This is a genomic window from Staphylococcus sp. EG-SA-2 (assembly GCF_017152085.1).
In genome coordinates this window covers 1-6,306 of record NZ_JACYHC010000413.1, presented here as the reverse complement: position 1 = coordinate 6,306, position 6,306 = coordinate 1, and the positions used below count along the sequence as shown (strand labels likewise).

At 34.3% G+C, this 6,306-nt stretch carries 5 protein-coding genes; 2 read left to right on the top strand and 3 right to left on the bottom strand.

The features are described from left to right. A partial coding sequence (gene argH, locus IDG60_RS04500; RefSeq protein WP_206160523.1) for an argininosuccinate lyase occupies positions 1-1,257 on the top strand: 1,257 nt, incomplete at its 5' end. A gap of 241 nt (positions 1,258-1,498) precedes the next feature. Next, positions 1,499-2,428, top strand: a complete 930-nt coding sequence (locus tag IDG60_RS04495) for a glycerophosphodiester phosphodiesterase (RefSeq protein ID WP_000185319.1) — start codon at positions 1,499-1,501, stop codon at positions 2,426-2,428. Positions 2,429-2,954: 526 nt separating this feature from the next. Here the strand turns inward: IDG60_RS04495 and IDG60_RS04490 are convergent. The 3 genes from IDG60_RS04490 to IDG60_RS04480 all read right to left on the bottom strand — a co-directional run. Further along, the gene (locus IDG60_RS04490) at positions 2,955-4,199 is read right to left on the bottom strand and encodes a Glu/Leu/Phe/Val family dehydrogenase (protein ID WP_000138487.1); all 1,245 of its coding nucleotides are present in this window, start codon (positions 4,197-4,199) and stop codon (positions 2,955-2,957) included. A 108-nt stretch (positions 4,200-4,307) separates the two neighbouring features. After that, positions 4,308-5,498 carry an ornithine--oxo-acid transaminase gene (locus tag IDG60_RS04485; protein WP_000167314.1) on the bottom strand — a complete coding sequence of 397 codons (1,191 nt, stop codon included), beginning with the start codon at positions 5,496-5,498 and terminating at the stop codon, positions 4,308-4,310. 307 nt (positions 5,499-5,805) lie between these two features. Then, a partial coding sequence (locus IDG60_RS04480; protein WP_481906080.1) for an oxidoreductase occupies positions 5,806-6,306 on the bottom strand: 501 nt, incomplete at its 5' end.

Sequence of the window (6,306 nt, the reverse complement as noted above, 5' to 3'; positions counted from 1 at the left end):
CATGCAACTATGCTTGCGAATCAAGGCATTATTAGTCAACAAGACAGCGAACAAATTATACAAGGACTAAAATCTATTCAACATGATTATCATCAAGATCAAATTCAATTTAGTGCATCATTAGAAGATATTCATTTAAATATTGAACATGAATTAATTAAACGTATTGGTGATGCTGGTGGTAAGTTGCATACTGGACGCAGTAGAAACGATCAAGTTGCAACAGATATGCACTTGTACACTAAGAAACAAGTGCAAGATATCATCGCATTAATTAAGTCGTTACAAAGTGTAATTGTAGACATCGCTTCCAATAATGTTGATACAATTATGCCTGGTTATACTCATTTACAGCGTGCACAGCCAATTTCATTTGCACATCATATTATGACTTATTTTTGGATGTTACAACGAGACCAACAACGATTTGAAGATAGTTTAAAACGAATCGATATTAATCCTTTAGGTGCAGCAGCCTTAAGTGGTACCACATACCCTATCGATAGACACGAGACAACAGCATTGTTGAACTTTGGCAGTCTCTATGAGAATAGCCTAGATGCTGTTAGTGACAGAGACTATATTATTGAAACATTGCATAATATTTCTTTAACGATGGTTCACTTATCACGCTTTGCAGAGGAAATTATTTTCTGGTCCACAGACGAAGCTAAATTCATTACATTATCAGATGCATTTTCAACTGGCTCATCTATTATGCCACAAAAGAAAAATCCTGATATGGCAGAATTAATTAGAGGTAAAGTTGGTCGAACGACTGGTCATTTAATGAGCATGCTTATGACTTTAAAAGGATTACCTCTAGCATATAACAAAGATATGCAGGAAGATAAAGAAGGTTTATTCGATGCTGTCCATACAATTAAAGGTTCTTTACGTATTTTCGAAGGTATGATTCAAACGATGACAATTAATAAAGAACGACTCAATCAAACTGTTAAAGAAGATTTTTCAAATGCAACGGAACTAGCAGATTATTTAGTAACTAAAAATATTCCATTTAGAACTGCACATGAAATTGTAGGAAAAATCGTCTTAGAATGTATACAACAAGGTCATTATTTATTAGATGTTCCTTTAGCAACATATCAACAACATCATTCTAGTATCGATGCCGATATTTACGATTATTTGCAGCCTGAAAATTGCTTGAAACGACGTCAAAGTTACGGGTCAACGGGGCAATCATCGGTCAAACAACAACTTGATGTTGCTAAACAATTACTATCACAATAAATACGTTAATCTACCTACCCACAATGTCTATTAAAATTACATTGTGGGTATTTTAATGCTCTCTTCGTCTTGTTGAACATCACATTTTTAAGATTCCTAAAATGTTTGATAATTCTTTTAAATTTATATTACAGAAATGTTATAAATTGTAAAAGAAATGTGTAAAGCGTTTTCACAAGCAGGTTTTTGTAGTATTTTAAAATTGTTAGACTACAAATAAAGAGATGAAAGGATAAAGACTATGACTAACTCTTCGAAAAGCTTCACTAAATTTATGGCTGCTTCTGCTGTTTTTACTATGGGATTTTTATCAGTACCTACTGCTGGCGCTGAACAAACAAATCAAATTGCAAATAAACCTCAGGCTATTCAATGGCATACAAATTTAACGAATGAGCGATTCACTACTATCGCACATCGTGGCGCAAGTGGCTATGCACCAGAGCATACGTTTCAAGCATATGATAAGAGTCATAATGAGTTAAAAGCATCTTATATCGAAATTGATTTACAACGTACCAAAGATGGACATTTAGTTGCTATGCATGATGAAACTGTTAACCGTACAACAAATGGACACGGTAAAGTTGAGGATTATACCCTTGATGAATTAAAACAGTTAGATGCAGGAAGTTGGTTTAATAAAAAATATCCAAAATACGCAAGAGCAAGTTATAAAAATGCTAAAGTACCCACTTTAGATGAAATTTTAGAACGTTATGGCCCGAATGCAAACTATTATATTGAAACAAAGTCACCTGATGTATACCCAGGAATGGAAGAACAATTATTAGCTTCATTGAAAAAGCATCACCTTTTAAATAACAATAAATTAAAAAATGGACATGTAATGATTCAATCATTTTCTGACGAAAGTTTAAAGAAAATTCATCGTCAAAATAAGCATGTGCCATTAGTAAAATTAGTTGATAAAGGTGAACTACAACAATTTAACGACCAACGCTTAAAAGAGATACGCTCTTATGCGATTGGATTAGGTCCTGATTATACAGATTTAACTGAACAAAATACCCATCATTTAAAAGACTTAGGATTTATAGTACATCCTTATACAGTGAATGAAAAAGCTGATATGTTACGATTAAATAAATATGGCGTTGATGGTGTCTTTACAAATTTCGCTGATAAATATAAAGAAGTCATTAAGTAGTATTGTTAAACTAGAAAACATAAATACAAAAATATAGCTATTACTATAAAAAACAGCAGTAAGATATTTCCAAATTGAAATTATCCTACTGCTGTCTTTTTGATCAACTATATATAGTTGAGCGTTTAATTAGAAATTCTCAGTGTTGGGGCCTCGCCAACTTGCATTGTCTGTAGAATTTCTTTTCGAAATTCTCTGTGTTGGGGCCCCTGACTAAAATTGAAAAAAGCTTGTTACAAGCGCATTTTCGTTCAGTCAACTACTGCCAATATAACTTCGTAGAGCATAGAACATTGATTTATGTCCCAGCCTGGTTTAATTAAAAATTCTCAGTGTTGGGGGCCAGCCAACTTGCACACTATTGTAAGCTGACTTTCCACCAGCCTCTGTGTTGGGGCCCCGACTATTTTTGAAAAGAGCGTGTTACACGGGCATTGTTTTACAGTCAACTGCTGCTAAAATAAAATTAACGAGCTTAGGGCTTTGTTTTCTGTCCCAAGCTCGTTAAATCACATATGATAATTAATTATGCCCAACCACGATATCTAGCTGCTTCTGCTGTACGTTTAATACCTATGATATATGCTGCAAGTCTCATATCTATTTTTCGATTTTGAGACAATTCGTAAATCGTGTCAAATGCCGCTTCTAATTTTTCACGTAGCTTTTCATTTACTTCTTCTTCAGACCAATAATAACCTTGATTATTTTGTACCCATTCGAAGTAAGAAACCGTTACACCACCAGCACTTGCTAATACGTCTGGAACTAATAATATACCACGTTCAGTTAAAATACGTGTTGCTTCTGGTGTTGTAGGTCCATTAGCAGCTTCAACAACGATACTAGCTTTAATATCATGTGCATTGTCTTCTGTAATTTGGTTTGAAATAGCCGCTGGTACTAAAATGTCACAATCTAATTCAAACAATTCTTTATTTGAGATTGTTTCTTCAAATAAATTTGTTACCGTACCAAAACTATCACGACGGTCTAATAAATAATCTATATCTAAGCCATTTGGATCGTGTAATGCACCGTAAGCATCAGAGATACCTACAATTTTTGCACCTAAATCATATAAGAATTTAGCTAAGAAACTTCCGGCATTACCGAAACCTTGAATAACAACCTTGGCACCTTCAATTTGCATATTACGACGTTTTGCAGCTTGTTCAATTGCAATAACTACACCTAGTGCAGTTGATCTGTCGCGTCCATGAGAACCACCCAATACAATTGGTTTACCTGTGATGAAACCTGGTGAATTAAATTTATCTAATGCACTATATTCATCCATCATCCAAGCCATAATTTGTGAGTTTGTAAATACATCTGGTGCTGGAATATCTTTGTTCGGACCTACGAATTGTGAAATTGCTCTTACATATCCGCGTGATAAACGTTCAACTTCATGAATGCTCATTTGACGTGGATCACAAACGATACCACCCTTACCACCACCGTATGGTAAGTTTACAATGCCACATTTCAAAGTCATCCACATTGATAATGCTTTTACTTCTTCTTCATCAACATCTGGGTGGAAACGCACGCCCCCTTTTGTTGGTCCAACAGCATCATTATGTTGCGCACGGTAACCTGTGAATGTTTTAACTGTGCCATCATCCATTCGTACAGGGATACGCACTTGTAACATTCTTAAAGGTTCTTTAATTAAATCGTACATTCCTTCGTCAAATCCCAATTTATGCAATGCTTCTTTAATAATTCCTTGAGTAGAAGTTACTAAATTATTGTTCTCAGTCATGATCCTTTTCGCCTCTTCTTTACCTAATGATTTCGCTTTCAAACATATTGTAACATAACGTATTCCTTTTTAAAGCCCTTACAAACTGATTGTTACAACTTTTTGACATTATTGAAATACATGTCTTATTTTTTCAAGTGCAAGGTCCAATTCTTCTTTAGTAATAATTAATGGTGGTGCAAAACGAATGACAGTATCATGCGTTTCTTTACATAATAAGCCTTCTTCTTTCAAAGCTTCACAATATGGTCTAGCACTTTCATTAAGTTCCACACCTATAAACAAACCACGTCCACGGACTTCTTTAATTGATGGATGATCAATTTGCTTTAATTGTTCTTTAAAATAATCTCCTAATTCTAAAGAGCGCCCTGGTAAATCCTCATCAACGATAACATCTAATGCAGCAATTGATGCAGCACAAGCAAGTGGATTACCACCAAATGTTGAACCATGTGAGCCAGGTGTAAAGACATCTAATACTTCTTTATCTGCTAATACAACAGAAATTGGGAAGACACCACCACCTAGTGCTTTACCTAAAATATAGACATCAGGTTTTACATTATCCCAATCCGTAGCAAATAATTTACCCGAACGACCTAATCCTGCTTGGATTTCGTCAGCAATAAATAAGACATTATGTTCATCACATAATTCTCTAATTGCTTTCAAATATCCTTCTGGCGGTATATTTATACCCGCTTCACCTTGAATTGGTTCTACTAAAACTGCTGCAGTATTTTCATTAATTGCAGCTTTCAATGCATCTACATCTCCAAAATCAACTTTTCTAAATCCATCTAATAACGGACCATAACCACGTTGGTATTCTGCTTCTGAAGATAATGAAACTGGCGCCATTGTTCGACCATGGAAGTTACCATTAAATGCAATGATTTCTGCTTTATTTGGCTCAATTCCTTTAACATCGTATGCCCAGCGTCGTGCTGCTTTCAAAGCTGTTTCTACTGCTTCAGCACCTGTATTCATTGGTAAAGCTTTATCTTTACCTGCCAGTTTACAAATTTTTTCGTACCATTCACCTAAGTTATCACTATGAAAAGCACGTGAAACTAGAGTCACTTTATCAGCTTGATCTTTTAATGCTTGAATAATTTTCGGATGTCTATGACCTTGGTTAACAGCGGAATATGCAGATAACATATCCATATATTTATTGCCTTCAGGATCTTTAACCCATACCCCTTCAGCTTCTGAAATGACAATTGGCAATGGTAAATAATTATGTGCTCCGTAATGATTTGTTAACTCAATAATTTTTTCAGATTTAGTCATCATATCTCCCCTTTTCATCATTTATAACTATTATACATGAAACATTATCCAAATAATTACATTAGTTTTCAAAGCAGATACTTTTCCACCAAAAAAGATGAAATAATCACTAAGTTTCATTAAATTTGTCTATTTTGAAAACCCTTACATTTATAATGACATAATTACTTAAATGATTACAAGCAAAAGAATTGATAATTTTACACTTAATCAAAAGTGTATTTTACTAAGAATATTTTTATTTATAAATATTGAAAACCACTAACAAATTGCATACACAATATCATTAGTGGTAACAGTTAAACACTTATTTATCTTTACGTGGTAATGGATAGAATCCTTCATTAAATTGATGCCATAAATTAGGAGTTAAGTGATGATTATCTTCTCTCTCTGGATCAAAGTAATTAATAATTTCATCTTCCCGTCCATCTTTAATTTTTTCAACAAATTGATAATCCAGTAGTAGCTCTCTACCAATGGCTACTAAGTCAACACCAACATTTTCAACTGCATCTAAAGCTTCGTCAGCTGTGAAAATTGAACCAATACCGATAAGTGGCATACGACCATTTATCCATTTGTGAATTAAAGGTAGTCTTTCTTGTCCAGCGTATTTACCTTCACGTGTCGTTGCATGCGTATCCATCATTGAAACATGAATATAGTCGATTGGCATATGGCTAATTTTATTAACGAGTTCCTCTGTAATTTCCATTGTGATTCCTGGAGACTCCGCTTCCTCTGGAGATAATCTGTATCCAACTATAAAGTCTTTATTGCCATACGCTTCTTTCGCTTTAAGCAC